The sequence below is a fragment of the Pseudonocardia sp. GCM10023141 genome (assembly GCF_042653605.1).
On sequence record NZ_JBHSIR010000071.1, the window covers coordinates 60,300 to 78,106 of the forward strand.

15 protein-coding genes are annotated in these 17,807 nt (G+C 73.3%); 9 read left to right on the forward strand and 6 right to left on the reverse strand.

The annotated features are described in order from the left end of the window. Nucleotides 1-38 precede the first annotated feature (38 nt). Nucleotides 39-1,115 (reverse strand): ABC transporter ATP-binding protein, encoded by a 1,077-nt coding sequence (locus tag ACFPFQ_RS41625; RefSeq protein ID WP_379628784.1) that lies wholly within the window; start codon nt 1,113-1,115, stop codon nt 39-41. A 106-nt stretch (nt 1,116-1,221) separates the two neighbouring features. Between ACFPFQ_RS41625 and ACFPFQ_RS41630 the strand changes: the two genes are divergently transcribed. Then, a complete protein-coding gene (locus ACFPFQ_RS41630; RefSeq protein WP_379628785.1) occupies nt 1,222-2,034 on the forward strand; it encodes a FadR/GntR family transcriptional regulator in 813 nt (270 codons plus the stop codon). Between the two features lie 8 nt (nt 2,035-2,042). Beyond that, nucleotides 2,043-2,795, forward strand: a complete 753-nt coding sequence (locus ACFPFQ_RS41635; protein WP_379628801.1) for a hypothetical protein — start codon at nt 2,043-2,045, stop codon at nt 2,793-2,795. Between the two features lie 22 nt (nt 2,796-2,817). On the opposite strand, the gene ACFPFQ_RS41640 is transcribed toward ACFPFQ_RS41635, so the two are convergent. Then, nucleotides 2,818-4,563 carry an MOSC domain-containing protein gene (locus tag ACFPFQ_RS41640; RefSeq protein ID WP_379628786.1) on the reverse strand — a complete coding sequence of 582 codons (1,746 nt, stop codon included), beginning with the start codon at nt 4,561-4,563 and terminating at the stop codon, nt 2,818-2,820. Nucleotides 4,564-4,760: 197 nt separating this feature from the next. Between ACFPFQ_RS41640 and ACFPFQ_RS41645 the strand changes: the two genes are divergently transcribed. The 4 genes from ACFPFQ_RS41645 to ACFPFQ_RS41660 are packed head-to-tail and all read left to right on the forward strand — an operon-like array spanning nt 4,761 to nt 8,173. Next, nucleotides 4,761-6,668 (forward strand): Na+/H+ antiporter NhaA, encoded by a 1,908-nt coding sequence (locus ACFPFQ_RS41645; protein WP_379628787.1) that lies wholly within the window; start codon nt 4,761-4,763, stop codon nt 6,666-6,668. A gap of 46 nt (nt 6,669-6,714) precedes the next feature. Next, on the forward strand, nt 6,715-7,590 hold the full coding sequence (locus tag ACFPFQ_RS41650) for a DUF427 domain-containing protein (RefSeq protein ID WP_379628788.1): 876 nt from the start codon (nt 6,715-6,717) through the stop codon (nt 7,588-7,590). After that, entirely contained in the window at nt 7,587-7,739 is a 153-nt protein-coding gene (locus ACFPFQ_RS41655) for a hypothetical protein (RefSeq protein ID WP_379628789.1), read from the forward strand. Before ACFPFQ_RS41650 ends, ACFPFQ_RS41655 begins: the two co-directional genes overlap by 4 nt. Further along, nucleotides 7,739-8,173 carry a VOC family protein gene (locus ACFPFQ_RS41660; RefSeq protein ID WP_379628790.1) on the forward strand — a complete coding sequence of 145 codons (435 nt, stop codon included), beginning with the start codon at nt 7,739-7,741 and terminating at the stop codon, nt 8,171-8,173. Before ACFPFQ_RS41655 ends, ACFPFQ_RS41660 begins: the two co-directional genes overlap by 1 nt. 59 nt (nt 8,174-8,232) lie before the next feature. Here ACFPFQ_RS41660 and ACFPFQ_RS41665 read toward each other — a convergent pair whose 3' ends face one another. The 3 genes from ACFPFQ_RS41665 to ACFPFQ_RS41675 are packed head-to-tail and all read right to left on the reverse strand — an operon-like array spanning nt 8,233 to nt 11,377. Next, nucleotides 8,233-8,676 (reverse strand): MerR family transcriptional regulator, encoded by a 444-nt coding sequence (locus ACFPFQ_RS41665; RefSeq protein WP_379628791.1) that lies wholly within the window; start codon nt 8,674-8,676, stop codon nt 8,233-8,235. After that, nucleotides 8,673-9,575, reverse strand: coding sequence for a serine/threonine-protein kinase (locus ACFPFQ_RS41670; RefSeq protein WP_379628792.1), 903 nt, complete (start codon nt 9,573-9,575; stop codon nt 8,673-8,675). Before ACFPFQ_RS41670 ends, ACFPFQ_RS41665 begins: the two co-directional genes overlap by 4 nt. A gap of 23 nt (nt 9,576-9,598) precedes the next feature. Further along, nucleotides 9,599-11,377, reverse strand: coding sequence for an N-6 DNA methylase (locus ACFPFQ_RS41675; RefSeq protein ID WP_379628793.1), 1,779 nt, complete (start codon nt 11,375-11,377; stop codon nt 9,599-9,601). A gap of 66 nt (nt 11,378-11,443) precedes the next feature. Between ACFPFQ_RS41675 and ACFPFQ_RS41680 the strand changes: the two genes are divergently transcribed. Together ACFPFQ_RS41680 and ACFPFQ_RS41685 are read left to right on the forward strand one after the other, a co-directional pair. Beyond that, the gene (locus ACFPFQ_RS41680) at nt 11,444-12,247 is read left to right on the forward strand and encodes a PP2C family protein-serine/threonine phosphatase (RefSeq protein ID WP_379628794.1); all 804 of its coding nucleotides are present in this window, start codon (nt 11,444-11,446) and stop codon (nt 12,245-12,247) included. 53 nt (nt 12,248-12,300) lie between these two features. Beyond that, the gene (locus ACFPFQ_RS41685) at nt 12,301-14,274 is read left to right on the forward strand and encodes a putative bifunctional diguanylate cyclase/phosphodiesterase (protein WP_379628795.1); all 1,974 of its coding nucleotides are present in this window, start codon (nt 12,301-12,303) and stop codon (nt 14,272-14,274) included. A gap of 183 nt (nt 14,275-14,457) precedes the next feature. Here the strand turns inward: ACFPFQ_RS41685 and ACFPFQ_RS41690 are convergent, their stop codons facing one another. Further along, complete coding sequence (locus tag ACFPFQ_RS41690) at nt 14,458-15,102, reverse strand: methyltransferase domain-containing protein (protein ID WP_379628796.1); 645 nt, start codon at nt 15,100-15,102, stop codon at nt 14,458-14,460. Nucleotides 15,103-15,183: 81 nt separating this feature from the next. Between ACFPFQ_RS41690 and ACFPFQ_RS41695 the strand changes: the two genes are divergently transcribed. Then, nucleotides 15,184-17,427, forward strand: coding sequence for a cytochrome c oxidase assembly protein (locus ACFPFQ_RS41695; protein WP_379628797.1), 2,244 nt, complete (start codon nt 15,184-15,186; stop codon nt 17,425-17,427). Nucleotides 17,428-17,807 lie beyond the last annotated feature (380 nt).

The following is a 17,807-nucleotide window of genomic DNA, read 5'->3' on the forward strand; positions in this document are numbered from 1 at the left end:
TCGTGCTGGGGCGCAGGTCGCGCGCTCGATTGCAGCGGTCAGTGCAGCTGGACCTCGTGCTCCCGGTGCCAGTGCAGCCGGACCCGCTGGCCGCGATCGGGTACCGGGGTGTCGTCGGGACCCGCCGGCAGCAGCACGGACAGGAGGCCGCCCGCGTCGAGCGCGACGACGCACCGGGTGCTGGGGCCGGTGTAGACGAGTTCCTCGACCACGCCCAACGCGGTGGAGCGGCCGGCGGGCGCCGCGGTGTCGGCCGGGCCGATCGCGATCTTCTCCGGGCGGACGCTCCAGCTCCCGTCGCGGCCCAGCACGGCTGTGGCCGCAGCCGCGTCGAGCACGTTGGACGTGCCGACGAAGCCCGCCACGAACGCGGACGCGGGCCGCTCGTAGACCTCCTGCGCCGAACCGGCCTGCTCGACCCGGCCGTCGGAGAACACGACCACCCGATCGGCCAGGGTGAGGGCCTCGTCCTGGTCGTGCGTGACGAGCACGAACGTGATGCCGGAGTCGCGCTGGATCTGCTTGAGCTCCACCTGCATCTGCTCGCGCAGCTTGAGATCGAGCGCGCCGAGCGGCTCGTCGAGCAGGAGCACGGCGGGCCGGTCGACGAGCGCGCGGGCGAGCGCGACGCGCTGGCGCTGCCCGCCCGACATCGCCGTCGGGACGCGGTCGGCCATGTGCTCCAGGCGCACGGTCGCCAGCGCCGCCAGCGCGCGCTCGCGGCGTTCGGCCTTCGCCACCTTGGCGATGCGCAGCGGGTACTCGACGTTGCGCAGCACCGACAGGTGCGGGAACAGCGCGTAGTCCTGGAAGACGGTGTGCACGTCGCGGTCGAACGGCGCGGCCGCAGTGACGTCGGTGCCACGCAGCCGGACCGTGCCTGCCGACGGCTGCTCGAAACCCGCGATGAGGCGCAGCACCGTCGTCTTCCCGGAGCCGGACGGGCCCAGCAGCGTCACGAACTCGCCCTCGGCGATGTCGAGATCGAGGTCGTGCACGGCGACGACCCCGCCGGGGAACTCCTTGCGCACGCCGCGCAGCTCGATGGCCGCGACGGTCGTGGCGGCGGACGCCGACCCCGTGGATACCGGGACGGACCGGACATCGGGCGGCACGGGCACCTCCGGGGCGACGAGCGATGGTGCCGAAAACTATGAGTTCATAGGTTATAAGTCAACACCTGTGGCAGCATGGCCACGAACGGAGCGGAGGGGTCGACAGGTGCGCAACGGCGGCCGCAACCTGCCGGCGGCAGGAGGGAGGGGCGCGATCTTCGCGCCCCTGGAGGTCGGCAAGCGGGCCGACGCCGTCGTCCGGCGCCTGTCGGAGGGCATCCGGCTCGGGCTGCTCGTTCCCGACGAGCAGCTGCCGAGCGAGACCGACCTCGCCGAGACCTTCGGCGTCTCCCCCGTCACGATCCGCGAGGCGCTCACGGCACTGCGCGGGCAGGGGTTGGTCACCACCCGGCGCGGCCGCAACGGCGGCAGCTTCGTGCGGCGCGTCCGCGGCGGGGCCTCCGACGTGCTGCGCGAGCGGCTGCGCGAGGTGAGCCCCTCGGAGCTGCGCGACCTCGCCGACCACTACGCCGCCATCAGCGGCACCTGCGCGCAGCTCGCCGCCGACCGCGCGGGCGAGCAGGACGTCAAGCTGATCACCGACAGCGTCGCCGAGCTCGAACGCTCCGTTGACGCCGCCGCGCGCCGGCGTGCGGAGTCCCGGTTCCAGGTGGAGCTCGCCTCGGCGGCGCAGTCGCCGCGGCTGACCCGTGCGGTGATCAGCATGCAGAACGAGGTGGCGCCGCTGCTGTGGCTCAGCGCCACCACCCCCGTCGCGCGCGAGGAGGTGCTGCGCAAGCACCGCGAGATACTGGCGGCCGTCGTCGATTCCGACGGATCACTCGCTCGCGCGCTGGCCGTCGCCCACGTCTACGCTGCGCAGGCACGGGCGAGTGCACTCCAGCTGACCTTCCTCGCGGACGACGACGAGGCGGATCCGGATGCGCACGCGCTCCCGGGTCCAACTGCCGAGGAGTAGCCGTGACGATGGCCCCGACGGCCCCGGTCCAGCTGCTGGTGGATCGGGTCTCGGAGCTCTGCGAGAGCGCCTTCGCCGCGGTCGAGGGGTTGCGCGGGGCCGCCGAGCAGATGTTCCTGCCCTGGTCGGAGGGCTTCCCGCTGCGCCGCGTCGACGTCGAGCCGATCTCGCAGGTGGTGCGCCCGGTGCTGGAGGCGGCCGGCACGCCGATCGTCGGCGCCGGGCTGGTGCTGGCGCCCGACGTGCTGCGCGACGCCCGGCACTGGATGGAGTGGTGGCACCACGACTCCGACCGCGGCGTGCACAAGCTGCTCCCCGTGCTCGACGCGGACGCCGACAGCTTCTACGACTACACCGTGCTGCCCTGGTACCTGATCCCGCGGGAGACCGGGGCCCGCCACGTGACGGGTCCGTACGTCGACTGGCTGTGCACCGAGGAGTACACGCTCACGTTCACGGTGCCGATCTACGGCGTGCATCCCCAGCGCGGCCGCCAGTACGTCGGGGTCGTCGGCGCCGACATCGTCAACAGCTGGGTGGAACGCAGGCTGCTGCCGCTGCTGCACCGGTCGGAGCGCCCCACGGCGCTGGTCAACGCCGATGGCCGAGTGGTGGTGGCCAACCATCCGGCGCTGGTCGCCGGTTCGGTGACCCATGCCGTCGACGTGCCGGGGCTGTGGGCGGGCGGCGACGTCGAGGGGGCGGCGCTGCACCCGTTGCCCGGGCTGCCGCTGGCCGTGCTGGTGCTCGACACGCTGTAGGCCGGCGCGGGCCGTGCCGCCGTCAGAGATCGAGCACCAGGTCGCTCCCGGGCTGCGCGCAGCAGAGCAGGGCCGTGCCGGGATCCGGTGGCTCCAGCGGTTCGGGCCGGTGCTCGACCGCGCCGGCGAGCACCGCGGTCTGGCAGGTGTGGCAGACGCCGGTGCGGCAGGACCAGCGGGTCGGCACGTCGCAGGCCTCGGCGAGCTCGAGGACGGCGGGGTAGGTGTCGCTCCACCCCACGGTGAGCCCACTGCGTGCGAACGTCACCTGCGGGCCCGTGCCCGCGGGCCCGGCGGGCGGGTGCGGTGCGGTGCGGGTCTCGCCGGTGATCCCCGGGTTGATGGCCGCGAGCGCACCGAACAGCTCCATGTGGATGCGATTCGCGTCGAGTCCGATGTCGACCAGCGCCGCGCGCACGGCATCCATGAACGCTGCGGGGCCGCAGACGTAGGCGGTCGCGCTCTCCGGCAGCCCGAGCCCGGCCAGGCTCGCCCGGTCGATGCGGCCGCGGATGGCGGCCGGATCGCGGTGCGGGAGCGGCTCGGATCCGGTGTAGAAGACGTGCTCGTGGCCGTGTTCGAGGCCGGCCAGCAGCGTGTGGGCCTCGCCGGCGAAGGCCTGCTCGGCCGCCGAGCGGGCCGAGTGCAGCCACCACACGTCGCGCGGCGAGCGCTCGGCGGCGAGCGCGTGCAGCATCGCGAGCACCGGCGTGGCCCCGACGCCTGCGGAGATCAGCAACACCGGTGCCGGATCGGTACCGGCATCGTCGCCCCGTAACACGAAGTCGCCGCGAGGCGCGGCCACCGCCACCTCGTCGCCGACGCGCAGGCCGCTGTGCAGGTACGTGCTGACCGCGCCGTGCGGCTCGCGCTTGACGCTGATCCGGTAGGTGCCGTCCGGCGGGGCCGCGGACAGCGAGTAGTTGCGCACCGGCGCGGGATCGGCGGCGCCGGGCACCCGCAGCGTCAGGTACTGGCCCGGCCGCGGCCTCGGCAGCGGGGACGCATCCGGGGCGGCCAGGTGGACCGAGACGATGGTGGCGCTCTCGGCCGCGATGCCGGTGACGCGCAACGGCCGGAAACCGGCCCAGCCGGTGGGCTCGGCCACGGTGGTCACCGGGTGTTCCGCGGCGGCGAGCAGGTCGCGGAACGAGCCCTGCCAGCCGGGGCTGAGCGCGGGGATGTCGACGGCCGTGCGCAACGCGGCGGTCTCGCGCCCGGGCAGGTAGAGCAGCGCGTCGATCGCGGCGACGCTCATCCGGTGCCGCCCGACGCGGGTGCGGACGATCTCGTCGCCTGCTCGCACCGGTCCTTCGCTGATCACGCGCAGGTAGAAGCCGGGCCGGTGGTGCGCAACCAGCAACGCGGGCATCTGCGGCTCGCGCAGCCGCATCCCGACCCGGAAGCAGGTGACGCGGGGCTGGGTCACCTCGAACTCGGCGCCCCCCATGCGGTAGCGGTCACCGATGTGGACCTCGTCGTCGGGCAGGCCGGCGACGGTGAAGTTCTCGCCGAACTGGCCGTACTCGAGGTCGTCGCGCCCGAGGTGGCGTCGCCAGAAGTCGTAGGACTCGCGCTGGTAGACGAGCACGGCGCGCATCTCGCCGCCGTGGCCGCCGAGATCGCCCTGTCCGTCGCCGTCGATGTTGAGCCTGCGGACCATGCGCGCGCCGTCGACCGGGTTCTTGATGATGCCGGTGTGGATGGTGCGGCCCTGCCAGTCCACGTCCTGGGGCATGCCGACGTTCAGCGACAGCAGGCGGTCCATGGTTGCCTCCTCGGGAATGGGGCAGAGCGGATGCGCTGGGCGCAGCCTGCCAGTAGCCGCAGCGCGTGGTGTTGCTGCTCGCCGTCGGCAGATGTCGCCAGCTAACCGTATATCTCCGGTTGACAGGTTAGATAGCAGCGTGCTTCGATCTAACCATCAAATTCTATTTTAGCGGTTAGGGGCGGGGAATGGACGGGATGGCGGGCACGGGACGGATGTCGACGGCGGGCGTCACGGCCGGCTCCCTGCGGGCGTTCCTGCGAACGGAGTCGGGCAGCGCGGGTGTCCTCGTCGCCGCCATCGCCGTGGCGCTGGTGTGGGCGAACCTGCTCCCGGCCGCTTACGAGGGATTCTGGACCTTGTCGGTCCCTGTCCGCATCGGGCCGCTCGCGGTCGAGCTCGACCTGCGCGAGTGGGTCAACAGCGGCCTGATGACCCTGTTCTTCCTGGTCGTCGGGCTGGAGGCACGCCGGGAGATCGACCTGGGCGACCTGCGGGAGCGGCGTCGACTGATCCTGCCGGTCGCCGCCGGGGTCGCCGGGATGGCCGTGCCGGTGCTGCTCTACCTCGCGATCAACGGCGGCGGGCCGGGCGCGCACGGCTGGGGCGCGGCGATGTCGACCGACACTGCGCTCGCGCTCGGCGTCCTCACCGTCGTGGGCCGTGGCGTGCCCGACCGGATCCGGACCTTCGTGCTGACCGTGTTCGTCGTCGACGACATCGTCGCGCTGGTCGTCATCGCGCTGGCCTACAGCACCCGCATCGATCCCGCCGCGTTCGCCGTCGCCGCCGTCGCCTACCTCGGGGTGCTCGCCAGCAGGCGCCTCGACGAGCGCCATCGCACGCCGGTGCTCGCACTGCTCACGCTGACCGTCTGGGGCGCGCTGCTCGCTGCCGGTATCGACCCGGTGGTGGCCGGGCTGGCGGTCGGGCTGGCCACCTCGGCGTACCTGCCCCGGCGGGGCGCGCTGGAGGCGGCCACCACGCTGGTGCGCCTGTTCCGCGAGCAACCCACACCGGAGCTGGCCCGGACGGCGACGACGGGGCTGACGGCGACGCTCTCGGCCAACGCCCGGCTGCAGCACGGCCTCCACCGGGCCACCCGCTACCTCGTGGTGCCGCTGTTCGCGCTGGCCAATGCGGGGATCGCGATCGACGTGCCGCTGCTCGCCGGTGCGCTGACCGCGCCGATCACGATCGGCATCGTCGTGGCCTACGTCATCGGCAAGCCGGTGGCGGTGTTCGGCACGTCCTGGCTGGTCACGAGGATGAGCCGGGGCACGGTGCGGCCCCCGGTCGGCTGGGCGGCCGTGCTGGGCAGCGGCACCGTCGCGGGCGTCGGGTTCACGGTGTCGCTGCTGATCGCCGACCTCGCGTTCACCGGCACCGAGCTCGACGAGGCCAAGCTCGGCGTGCTGCTCGCCGCGGCGGGCGCTGCCCTGCTCAGCCTGGTGGTCTACCGGTTGACCGGGGCGCTCCCGGCTGCGGCGCGGACACGTGCGCTGCTGGGAACCGCACGTCAGCTCACCGACCTCGTCCCCGGCGTCGACACCGCTCGCGACCACGTGCGCGGCCCGGCCGACGCGGCGGTGACCGTGGTCGAGTACGGCGACTTCGAGTGCCCCTGGACAGGCATGATCGCGCCGACCGCGCGGGACCTGCTGGCCGGCAACTCCGACATCCGTTACGTCTGGCGCCACCTGCCGCTGCCCGACGTGCACCCGCACGCGCAACTGGCCGCGGAGGCCGCGGAGGCGGCGGGCGCGCAGGGCGCGTTCTGGCCGATGCACGACCTGCTGCTCGCGGATCAGGGGCACCTGCACATCGAGAGCCTGGTCGACCACGCGCACCGGCTGGGTCTGGACGTCGAGCGCTTCCGCGACGACCTGCTCGGGCGCCGCTTCGCCGCTCGTGTCATCCAGGACGTCGAGTCCGCCGACCTGAGCGGCGTGTCCGGTACACCGACCTTCGTCGTCAACGGCCACCGCCACGACGGGCCGCAGGATCTGGCGACCCTCAACGCGGTCATCGGGACCGCTCGCGACCACGTGGCGGCCCTGCACAGCGCCGTCCGGCCCGTGCTGGTGGCCGCCGGGGCCCACTGACCACCGCAAGCACAACCGCTCCACCCGCTGCGAGAAGGGCAAGACGATGGGACTGGCATGGCAACAGGGGCCGCTCTCGACCAAGGCGGTCGGGCAGTTCCTCACCGCTGCACCGTTGCCGGAGCGGCTGCTGTTCGCCGAACCGCTGCGGCGCCGCATGCGCGTGCGGTTCGGCGGCGAGTGGGTGGCCGACAGCGAGGACGTGGTCCTGCTCCACGAGCCGGGCCGCTACCCGGTGGCGTACTTCCCGCTCGCCGATGTCCGCGCCGGGACGCTCGTGCCGGAGGAGCGCACGACGACCCATCCCGACCTGGGCGCCACGTCGTGGTTCGGGGTGGGCGCGGGGGAGTCGACGACGCGGCACGCCGCGTGGCAGCACGCGGACCTGCCCCCGCACGCCGCCGTGTTGCGCGACCGGGTCGCCTTCGCCTGGCGTGCCATGGAGGCCTTCTACGAGGAGGACGACCGCATCGTCGGCCACGCGGCCGATCCCTACCACCGCCTCGACATCCGCCACACCTCGCGCCACCTGGTCGTCCGTGACCGCGACCGGGTCATCGCCGAGACGCGGCACCCCATCGCGCTGTACGAGTCGGGCTTCGCCCCGCGCTGGTACGTGCCGCGCGAGGACGTCGACATCGCGGCGCTGACCCCGGTCGAGAACCGCACGTTCTGCCCGTACAAGGGACTGGCAGGCTACTTCGACATCAACGGGCACAAGGGTGCCGCGTGGTCCTACCCGGAGGCGTGGCCCGAGGTCGCCGAGGTGTCGGGATGGATCTCCTTCGAACCCGATCGCGTCGACGTGTACCTCGACGACCGCAAGCTGGAGCAGGAGCCGGGCCAGTCCGTGGTGCCGCACGGCATCGACCGTGGCCTGGGCCCGGACGAGCTGCTGACGCGCGACCGGAGCCGATCATGATGGTCTCCGTCCCGGTCGTTGTCGTGACGCCCGACGTCGGTCCGCTGCCCGCTGTCCCCATCACCCGGCGGACCGGCTCTGTGCCCTCGCTCCTGCGGGTGCTGGCCCGGCTGGTGCGCCGCACGGTCGAGCGCGGGACCGGTGCCTGATGGACTACCGCATCGAGGTACTCACCCTGCCCGTCCGCGATGCCGACCGGGCGCTGCGCTTCCACACCGAGCAGCTGGGCTTCGCGCTCGACGTCGACTACCGGCCGCACAGCGGGTTCCGCGTCGCCCAGCTCACCCCGGCGGGGTCGGCGTGCTCGGTCCAGCTCGGCATCGGGCTCACCGCCGCGGCGCCGGGCTCGGCGCGCGCCACCTACCTCGTCGTGGCGGACATCGAGGCCGCGCACCGCGAGCTCGGTGAGCGCGGGGTGGCCGTCGGCCCGATCCGGCACAAGGCGTCGGTCGAGGGCTGGCAGGGTGACCACGCGGCCGGTGTCGACCCTCTTCGCCGGGACTACGCGAGCTCCTTCGACCTCGCCGACCCCGACGGGAACACCTGGACCGTCCAGGAACGCGGCTTCCACGGAGCCTCCTGAGCGGCCGGCCCAACGGCCCGCGCCCCGCGAGTCGGGATGGATGTGCCCGCGAGTCGGGCTCAGCCGGCCCTCGGGTCCGGGGCGGGGCGGGGCCAGTCGGGCGACCGGCCGGCGGGTGCTCCCGGGATGCCCACCGTGGCCAGGAAGTTCGGGCATTCCTCGAGTGCCGCGGTGTGCTGGCAGGTCAGCAGGTGCTCGAGGTACCCGCGCGCCGCCGCCAGCCGCGCCCGCTGCTCCTCGATCGCGGCGATCCGGGCGTGCACGGTCTCCCGCCAGGCCGGGCCGGTGGCGGCCAGTACCCCGGCGATCTCCTCGACGCCGAGCTGACCGGTGTCGCGCCAGGTCTTGATGAGCGCGACCCGGTAGAGCTGGTCGGTGTCGTACCACCGGCCGTCGCCGCGCCGCTCGGGCGTGAGCAGGCCGCGCCGTTCCCGGTAGTGCAGCGTGGAGAGTGGCAGTCCGACGTGCTCGGCGACGGCCCTGATGTGCACCAGGTCCGTCATCGGCGCAGGCCGGCCGGCACCCCGTCGGGCGCCATCCCCCAGACGCGCGCGTAGTTGCGGCCCGGGTCGTGGGTGGCGGCGAGGAAACCAGGCAGCTCCGGCAGGTCGACGGCGAGCGGCGCGATCCTGTCGTAGAGGACGGCCGCGTCGGCGGGACGCAGTGCGGGCTCCTTGGCCAGCAGGATCTGCACGAGCTCCGCCAGCTCTCCCGGCACTCCCGTCAGGTGCGGCGGCCGTTCCCGCACCTGACGCTCGAAGATCGCGTAGGCCGTGGGGCCGGTGAACAGCGGCTCGCCGGTGAGCAGCTCGTGCACGACGCAGCCGAGCGCGTAGAGATCGCTGCGGGCATCGGCGACGCCCTGCTGCACCTGCTCGGGCGCCATGTAGGACGGCGTGCCGAAGATCTGGCCCACCCGGGTGAAGCGGGCCGCGCCCCCGAGCACGGCGAGCCCGAAGTCGAGCACGACGACGCTGCCGTCGGGGCGCAGCATGAGGTTGGACGGCTTGAGGTCGCGGTGCACGATCGACAGCGCGTGCGCAGCCGCGAGCACCGCGCAGGTCTGGGCGGCGATCGCGGCCACCCACGCCGGTGGCAGCGCGCCGTGCTCGGCGACGACGTCGTCGACGGTGACGCCGTCCACGAACTGCATGACCTGGAACAGCCGCTGCTCATGGGTGCCGAGGTCGTAGAGCGCCGGCACTCCCGGGTGCTCCAGCCGGGCGAGGATGCGCGCCTCCCGCACGAACCGTTCGCGCAGCTCCTCGGAGCCGCCGGGCACGTGGAGGAACTTGACGGCGACGCGGCGGTCCAGGTGCGTGTCGTGCCCGCTGTGCACGGCACCCATCCCGCCACGGCCGAGCGGCAGCTCGTCGATCTCGTAGCGGCCCGCGATGCGCATGGGCGTTCCTCCCCTCACCCGGATCACCCGCCGGGGCGCAACCAGCCTTCCACGAGACCCTCGCCGCCGACCCGCAGCAGGGCGTCGGCACGCTCGGCGGCATCCCGGGCGGTGTCGGCGGCAGCCAGCAGCTCGCGGAACGCGACACCGTAGGCGCGCTGCTCCTCGGGGCTGAGCAAGGGGATCCGGACGCGCTGCCCGTAGCGGGTGGAGCCGGAACCGGTCGGTGGCGGCGCCGATCGCAGCACGCCGGCGAGGTACTCGGCGTCGAGGCGCTCCGGGTCGACGCGGTACGCGGTGAGTCCCGGCCCGAGCGCCGCGCGCGTGGACGCCACGCGTACGCGTCCCATCGCGGCGGCCACGACGTCGCCGGGTCTGATCCGGACGAGTGCGGGGCCCGCGGCGGTGCGACCGGTGGGTTCGGTGCCCACGGCGAGGTCGGTGACCGTGAGTACCGCGACGCCGCCGCCACCGAGCGTCATGCGGGTGGGGGCGTGGCGCACCCGCAGCGCGCCGGCGCGCGAGAGCTCCGCCACCGTGGCCGTGGCCAGCGGCAACGGCTCGGTCAGCGCCTCCAGTACCGGAACAGCCGTGGCGGACGCCGTGCGCAGCTCGGTGAACGCGCGCCCCGGATCGGGACCGCGACCGCGCTGCAGGTGCCGCTCCGGACTGACGTCGACATCGTCGTCGAGCAGGTCGACGATGGGCACGGCCGCGCCGTCGGGGACGTCGCGGCCACCGCTGAACGCCTCCCACAGCGGCGCGGCCCGATCGACGTCCACCTGCGCGACGAGCAGGTGGGCGGGGGTGGGGTCGGTGGCGGCCGGCCTGCGGAGCACCCACAGATCACCGTCGGGCACCGTGATCACCGCGCGCAGGGCGCCGGCCCGCAGCAGGTTGGACCGGATCCGCCGGCCCGCCCGCCGGGCGGCGGCAGCGGCCGGCATCCGGATCACGACCGGTCCGCCGGGACGGACCGCTGCCAGCGCGTGCTGCAGCCAGGCCAGCTCCGGCTCGGTGCGCGGTGGCAGGCCGTGCGCGAAGCGGGGGTCACCCGCGAGCTCACCGTGGCCGCGCGGGCGATCACCCGGTGGCGGGTCGCACACCACGCCGTCGACGCTGCGCCCGGCGAAGGCGTCGGACTGCAGTGCGTCGGCCGCGACGATGTCGGCATCGACGCCGGCGAGCAGCAGCCGCGCGGCGGCGATCCGGGCCGCGTCGGCGTCGGAGTGCTGACCGAGCGCGAGCCGGGGGGCGGCCGTCAGCAGCAGGGAACCGGTGCCGCAGGCCGGATCGAGCAGCGTGCCGCCTCCGGGCAGCGCGATGCGGGCCATCGCGGTGGCGAGCTCCTCCGCGGGCGCCGGGCGGGCGCGGTGGCGCGCGCAGATCTCCTCGAACGCCGCTGCCGGGCCGAGCGCGTCGGCCAGCTCGGCGAGCGCGCGGTGCAGCTCCGGGTCGTGGGGCACCGGGGTGGGTGCGCCGGGCAACCGGTCGAGCAGCGCCGGATCGTGGATCCGCAGCAGCAGCTGGCCCGCGTCGGCGACGCGCGCGGCCACCAGCAGGTCGTTCCCGTCGGGGTGCAGGCGCTGCCAGGCGCGGTCGGCGGGCGAGAGCCGGTAGGGCCGCCCGTTGGCGCGGAACCACGCCTCGACGTCGGCGAGTGCGAAACGGGGGCTCGACGCGGTGCCGGCCACCGGCGCCGGGAAGTCGTGGTGGCGGCGCCGCCAGTTGCTCACCGCGGCGCGGCCGACACCGCCGAGCCGGGCGATGTCGCCCGCGCTGACGGTGGTGTCCCCGGTCACCTGTCGAACGGTAGTTCACAGCGACCCTGCTTGTGAAGTCTGTTCACAGCGTGAGAGGCTGGGGTCATGGCTCCGACGCTGCGCTCCGCGGCCGGCTCCGACATCGGCCGGCGACGGCAGATGAACCAGGACTCGGCCGCCACCAGCCCGCGACTGATCGTGGTCGCCGACGGCATGGGCGGTCACGCCCACGGCGAGGTGGCCAGCTCCGTCGCGGTGGCCGCCATGCTCGACCTCGATGCGCGGTTGCGCGGCACCGACCTCGCGGAGACCGACCTGCTGGGCGAGCTCGCCGCCGCCATCGAGGACGCGGCCAACCGGCTCACCTCGATGGCGCAGGAGAACGCGGAGCTGCGGGGCACCGGCACCACGGTCGTCAGCTTCCTCATCGACGGTGCCCGCATCGGGGTCCTGCACATCGGCGATTCGCGCGCCTACCTGCTGCGCGATGGCGAGCTGGTGCGGATGACGCGCGACCACACGCTGGTGCAGGCACTCGTCGACGAGGGCAGGCTCTCGGAGGAGGAGGCAGCGGGGCATCCCCGCCGGTCCTGGCTCATCCGCACGCTCCAGGACGGCACCCGCGCCGAGCCCGACCTCTTCCTGCACGAGGGCCGCGCCGGCGACCGCTACCTGATCTGCTCCGACGGTCTCACCGCCGTGCTCGACGACACGGTCATCCGCGACGTACTCGGGGGCGAGGCCGAGCGCGCCGCGGCCGTGTCCCGGCTCATCGAGCTCGCCAACGCCGGCGGTGGCCCCGACAACATCACCTGCGTGGTGGCCGACCTGGTGGACGAGCCGGCGCTCAGCGCGTCGGAGGCACCGCTGATCGTCGGCGCCGCCGCGGTACCGCCCACGGACGCCTGACCTCCTCGCGAGTCGCGCCCACTCCGGGCGGTTCGGTTGGCAGGATGGGTGCGGTGTCTGAGCACGCTACGGCCGCGGACGTGGCCTGCCACGCGTCCGTCGCCTTCGTCGTCGTCCGCGACGGGGCTGTGACCTGGCACAATGACGCGGCCCGCCGGCTCGTCGGCCCGCACGGTGGCACCTGGGGCGCCGGCGACGCGCCACTGGAGCTGCTGCGTTCCGTCCGCCGCGGTGCCCAGCAGGCCCGGGTGCGGTGGCCGTCGCCGGTCGGGGGCGCCCGTTGGTGGCAGGTCGCGTGCCGATCGCTGCGCCCCGCCGACCCCACGCTGCTCTACGAGATCGTCGACGAGACGTCCCACCACGAGGACGTGCTCGGGGTCCGCAACTCGCAGTGGCGGCTGTCGCGGCTCGAGGCCATGGCCGGCATGGGTTCGTGGGACTGGGATCCGCTGGACGACACGATGCACTGGTCGGACGCGCTGCTGCGCCTGTTCGGCATCCCCGAGGGCGGGTCGCCCGACCTCGCCGCGTTCATCGCGATGGCCCACCCCGAGGACGCCCCGATGATCGTCTCGACGGTGGCGGAGGCGCTGCGCACGGGCGAGCCGTTCGCGTACACCGCCCGGTTCCGGCTACCCGACCACGCGACGATGAAGATCTTCGAGGTGTACGCCGAGATCGTCGCGGACGCAGCCGGCGCGCCGATGCGGGTGCTGGGAGCGGCCCGCGACGTCACCGAGCAGCACCGCGCCCGCCAGGAGCTGGCCTATCTCGCGGAGCACGATCCGCTGACCGGCGTCGCGAACCGCCGCCGGGTCACGGCCTGGCTCGCCGATTGCGCCGAGCGCGCCGACGGCGGTGCGCTGCTGCTCATCGACGTCGACAACTTCAAGGACATCAACGACCTGCGCGGCCACGCCGTCGGTGATCGCGTCATGCGTTCGCTGGCGCACACCGTGTCGGCCCGCATCGGGTCCGACGCGCTGCTGGGCCGCCTCGGCGGTGACGAGTTCGCGGTGGTCGTGCCGTTCGGGGACGCCGAGAACGGGTTGGAGCTGGGGGAACGCCTCTGCGACGCCGTCGCCCGCACGCCGATCGCCGATGCGGGCTCGTCCCTACAGGTGACGATCAGCGTGGGGGTCGCCGACGTCGCACCGGGACGGGAGGTGGAGACCAGCCTCGCGCGCGCCGACCTGGCCCTCTACGAGGCGAAGCGGGCCGGCCGCAACCGGGCCCGCCGGTTCGCCCCCGACCAGTACCACCAGGCCGTGCGGCGGGTGTCGTTGCTGCAACGCGTTGCCGACGCGCTCGACAGCAACACGATGGAGCTCGACGCCCAGCCGATCGTCGACCTGAACTCCGGGGCGACCGTGCGCCACGAGTTGCTGATCCGGCTGCGCGACGGGCTGAGCCCCGAGCTGGGGCCTGCCGACTTCCTGCCCGCCGCCGAGCGCACCGACCTGGTGCTGCAGCTGGACCGCTGGGTGCTCGACCACGCCGTCACCGCACTGGCCGCGCCCGCCGCACGCGCCGCTGACATGCGGCTGGACGTCAACGTGTCGGCGCGGTCCCTCGAGGACGACGAGCTCGGCGACTGGATCCTCGCGCTGCTGCGCCGCCACGGCGTGGAGCCGCGGCGGCTCGGGCTGGAGATCACCGAGACAGCGGCGGTGAACGGCCTCGACGGGGCGCGGTCGCTGGCGGTGCAGCTGATCGAGGCCGGTTGTGGCTTCGCGCTCGACGACTTCGGCTCCGGGTTCGGCTCGTTCGCCTACCTCAAGCACCTGCGGTTCACCGCGGTCAAGATCGGCGGTGACTTCGTCAAGGCCCTCGACGCCGACCGCATCGACCGCGCGCTCGTGGCCGCCGTGGTGGGCGTGGCCAGCGACCTCGGGATGACGACGGTCGCCGAGCAGGTGGACCGCGCGGCGCTGGTGGACCTGCTGCGCAGGCTCGGTGTCGATCACGGGCAGGGCTACCACCTGGGCCGGCCCCGCCCCTTGGGGGAGCTGCTGGCCGGGCGGTGAGGTCCGGCCAGCGGGCCGCTCGCCCGGACGCCCGGACGCCCGGACGCCCGGACGCCCGGACGCCCGGACTGCAGCATGGTGGCCATCCAAGCGTTGGATCGCAGGATGGCCACCATGCTGCGATCCGGCGGCTTCTCGCCCCTACCCCGTCGCGCCGTCGGTCGGATGACGGCCGGGGTGCCCTCAGCGCCGCGCGATCAACCGCCGCATCGGCACCGGCAGCACCCGGCCGGGTGCCGCACGGGCCGCGAGCCGGGCGGGCACGTCAGCGGCGATGTCGGCGGGCCACAGACCGGCCCGGGGGAGCGCGGCGGCCAGGTCGTGGGCCGCGGCGGCGTCGGGCAGCGGCAGGGTGAACGGGCGCCGGTCGTCGGCGAGCACGGCGAAGTCGGCTGCCGCGAGCAGCCAGCCGGCATTGTCGAGCGCCGAGCGGTTCGTCCAGCCGCGGTGGACCCCGGCCAGCAACCCGGCCATCCGCAGCTCGGCCGCCGTCCGGCGCGAGGCCGATGGCACCAGCACGACCAGCGTCGCGCCGGGCCGCAGCACCCGGCGCAGCTCGGCGAACGCCCGATCGACCTCGGCGAGCCCGGGCAGCGTCAACAGCAGCCGGACACCGTCGACAGCGTTGGTGCGCAAGGGAAGCGCGGTGATCGAGCCCTGCATCGGGGTGCGCCCGGAGGGGCGTTCCAGGACGATCCCGGAGCCGGCCACCTCGAGCACGCACGTCGCCGCGGCCAGTGGCGCGGCAGACCACTCGAGAGCGTTCTGACCCGTCCGACCGTCGGTGGACCGGAGGAGGGGGTCGGCAGCAGGATCGGGCGATGCCATCCGGGCAGTGTGGCCCACCCACGGTCGCCCGCTCGCGCTCCCTCGTCGGGGCGCGCACGGACCCGGCATAACCTGGATGCCATGGCGCACGCGACCGTCGAGCCCGCAGCACCAGCACAGCAGGCCAGGCCCCCGTCCGGGATAGGGGGACTGGTCGGCCTGGGGGTGGCCGTCGCCGTGCTCGTCGCAGGCGGGATCACCGCGATGACGGGCGCGCGCCCGATCGCGGCGCTGGGCCTGCCGGATCCGGGCACGCTCACGCTCGTCGGGCTGCCGGCGATGCGCGCCGCAGCCGAGGGGTTCATGGTGCTGACGATCGGCGCGCTGCTGCTGGTGGCGTTCCTCGTGCCACCTCAGCGCAGCGGCTACCTGGACGTCGCGGGATACCGCGCGGTCCGTGCGGCGTCGTGGTTCGCCGCCGGTTGGACGGTCAGCACCGTGCTGCTCGTGCCGTTGAACGTCGCGGACGGCCTCGGCCGGCCGGTCTCCGACGTGCTGGACCTGCGGCTGCTGATCGACCTCGTGCCGAAGCTGAGCGCCGCCATGACGTGGGCGCTCACCGCCGTGATCGCGGTGCTGGTGCTGATCGGCTGCCGCACGGTGCTGACCTGGGGTTGGTCCACGGTGCTACTCGGGCTGGCGCTGATCGGCCCGCTGCCGGTGACGATGACGGGGCACTCCGCCACGGGCGGCTCGCACGACATCGCCACCAACAGCCTCGTGCTGCACGTCATCGCCGCCACGCTGTGGGTCGGGGGGCTCGTCGCGGTGCTGGCCGTCGCGGCCGCTCGGGGTCCCGACCGGGCCGCCGCGCTGGCCACCGCCGTGCCGCGGTTCTCCGGGCTCGCGCTGGTGTGCTGGCTCGTGCTCGCCGTCACCGGCGTCGTCAACGCGCTGGTCCGGATCCCGCTCTGGGCACTGCTCGGCTCGTCGTACGGGGCGCTGGTGCTGCTGAAGGTGGCGGCGCTGCTGGTACTGGGTGCGTTGGGGGCGTTGCACCGCCGGTCCAGCGTCCCGGCGGCCGCCGCGGGCAACCCGCGCGCGTTGCTGCGGCTCGGCGGCGTCGAGGTCCTGATCATGATGGCGACGATCGGTCTCGCCGTGGCACTCGGGCGCAGCGCGCCCCCGGACACCGGTGACGGTGTGCCGTCCCGGGTGGAGGTGCTGCTCGGCTACGACCTGCCGGGCCCTCCGACGCTGCTGCGGTTCGTCGTCGAGTGGCGGTTCGACCTGATCTTCGGCACGGCCGCCGTCGCGATGGCGGTGCTGTACGCGCTGGCGGTGCGCCGGCTGCGCAGGCGCGGTGACACCTGGGCCACAGGCAGGTTGATCGCCTGGCTGGCGGGGTGCGCCGCGCTGCTCGTCGCCACGAGCAGTGGCCTCGGCACGTACGGGCCCGCCATGTTCAGCGTGCACATGGCGCAGCACATGATCCTGGCGATGCTCGTGCCGATCCTGCTGGTACTGGGCGCGCCCGTCACGCTCGCGCTCCGGGCACTGCCGACGTCGGGGAGGGCGGGGCCGCCGGGGCCGCGGGAGTGGTTGCTCGCGGGTATCCACTCACCGGTCGCCCGGTGGTTGACCAACCCGCTGGTCTCGCTGCCGCTGTTCGTCGGCGGGTACTACGCCCTGTACTTCTCGGGGCTCTTCGCTGCCGCGCTGCCCGAGCACTGGGCGCACGTGCTGATGAACATCCACTTCCTGGTGGTCGGCTGGTTGTTCTTCTGGCCGCTGGTGGGGGTGGACCCCGCACCACGGCGGCTGCAGCCCGCCGCCCGGTTGGGCGTGGTGTTCGCGTCGGTGCCGTTCCACGCGTTCTTCGGCGTGGCGCTGATGAGCTCCAACACCGTGATCGGTGGCGACTTCTACCGGCAGCTCGCGCTGCCGTGGGTGGCCGATCCGCTGGCCGACCAGAAGCTCGGCGGTGGTCTCGCCTGGGCGTCGGGGGAGCTCCCGCTGCTGCTCGTCGTCATTGCGCTGCTCATTCAATGGTCGCGCCAGGACGAACGGTCGGCCCGGCGCGATGATCGTCGTGCTGATGCCGATGGCGATGCCGACCTCAAGGCCTACAACGCAATGCTCCACCGCCTGGCGACGGAAAGGGGGCCGCTTGTCGCGGAGAGCGACATTTCAAGATGTTCCCCAGGTCACACGAAAGTGAACGGCGAGGGGGACCCGGGTGTCGGTCCGGACCGCTCCGGAGCCGGCGTCGATGACATCGCTGCAGATCAGCGCCCTGCGGAGGGCATCGAGGGGGCCTCGCAAGGGGCCGTTTCGGGCCGACCGTTCGTCGCTGACGGAGGCCGCGGCGACCACGCCCAGTGACTGTTTCGGGCATGTTTCCGCAGGTCAGCGCGATATAGGGGGGGCGATTTGACGCCCAGAATCGGGTCGCGTAACTTTCTTCTTGTCAGCGAGGCGCCGGACAGAACGAAGCCCCTAAGGGGCCCGGTCAACAGGCCCAGCTGGTGAGCTACTCGGGCCCCTCGGATCCGCTTGGATCTGGTGGGTGTAGAGTAGCGGACATGCCCCGGTTCACTGCTTAACGGTGGTGGATGGTGTGCGGGTGTCTTTTGAGAACTCAACAGTGTGTCGAGCTTTTTCATGAATTGGTTTTTTATGCCAGTTTGTTTTAGAGTCGAGGAGTTTGTTTCTTGGCTTTGCTAGAGCCAGATTTTGATGGAGAGTTTGATCCTGGCTCAGGA

Excerpts from the sequence above, each read along its gene's own strand:
- ACFPFQ_RS41635 (WP_379628801.1), top strand. The coding sequence starts at position 2,043 with ATGGCCCCGACGGCCCCGGTCCAGCTGCTGGTGGATCGGGTCTCGGAG.
- ACFPFQ_RS41665 (WP_379628791.1), bottom strand. The coding sequence starts at position 8,676 with ATGACGGACCTGGTGCACATCAGGGCCGTCGCCGAGCACGTCGGACTG.
- ACFPFQ_RS41640 (WP_379628786.1), bottom strand. The coding sequence starts at position 4,563 with ATGGACCGCCTGCTGTCGCTGAACGTCGGCATGCCCCAGGACGTGGAC.
- ACFPFQ_RS41670 (WP_379628792.1), bottom strand. The coding sequence starts at position 9,575 with ATGCGCATCGCGGGCCGCTACGAGATCGACGAGCTGCCGCTCGGCCGT.
- ACFPFQ_RS41645 (WP_379628787.1), top strand. The coding sequence starts at position 4,761 with ATGGCGGGCACGGGACGGATGTCGACGGCGGGCGTCACGGCCGGCTCC.
- ACFPFQ_RS41655 (WP_379628789.1), top strand. The coding sequence starts at position 7,587 with ATGATGGTCTCCGTCCCGGTCGTTGTCGTGACGCCCGACGTCGGTCCG.
- ACFPFQ_RS41695 (WP_379628797.1), top strand. The coding sequence starts at position 15,184 with ATGGCGCACGCGACCGTCGAGCCCGCAGCACCAGCACAGCAGGCCAGG.
- ACFPFQ_RS41690 (WP_379628796.1), bottom strand. The coding sequence starts at position 15,102 with ATGGCATCGCCCGATCCTGCTGCCGACCCCCTCCTCCGGTCCACCGAC.
- ACFPFQ_RS41650 (WP_379628788.1), top strand. The coding sequence starts at position 6,715 with ATGGGACTGGCATGGCAACAGGGGCCGCTCTCGACCAAGGCGGTCGGG.
- ACFPFQ_RS41660 (WP_379628790.1), top strand. The coding sequence starts at position 7,739 with ATGGACTACCGCATCGAGGTACTCACCCTGCCCGTCCGCGATGCCGAC.
- ACFPFQ_RS41680 (WP_379628794.1), top strand. The coding sequence starts at position 11,444 with ATGGCTCCGACGCTGCGCTCCGCGGCCGGCTCCGACATCGGCCGGCGA.